Here is a 296-nt window from a genome sequence, read left to right as displayed (position 1 = left end):
TACTGAGTTTTTCGTTAGTTCTGTGGTGGTGGGGGCTTCGGCAGTGTGAGCATGATGGTGTGTCTTCCAAGCCGCAGGATGCTGTTGCTGATGTCTCCGTTCTGCCGTTGACACGGCCGCAGTTGGCCGAGGCTCGTCGCATGCGCGCGGCCGAGTTGTTCGAGCAGAGACGTCCTTCGTCCGAGGTCGCCCGGGCAGTGGGGATGCATCCCGAGAGTGTGCGCCGGTGGAAACGCCTGTGGGAGCAGGGCGGGGCTGAGGCATTGCGGCGGCGTCCGGCTACCGGTCGGCCGCCC

The 296-nt window shown here is 65.2% G+C and carries 1 protein-coding gene; it reads left to right on the top strand.

Going from position 1 to position 296, the window contains the following annotated elements; genetic code table 11:
* Nucleotides 1-59 precede the first annotated feature (59 nt).
* Nucleotides 60-296, top strand: a 237-nt coding sequence (locus KUM38_RS33060) for a helix-turn-helix domain-containing protein (RefSeq protein WP_217134996.1), incomplete at its 3' end; no start/stop codon positions are given.

The sequence above is a fragment of the Streptomyces sp. AC558_RSS880 genome (assembly GCF_019049255.1).
Lineage (GTDB): Bacteria > Actinomycetota > Actinomycetes > Streptomycetales > Streptomycetaceae > Streptomyces.
The sequence above is the reverse complement of the archived record's forward strand: the minus strand, read 5'-3'. Positions and strand labels throughout refer to the sequence as shown.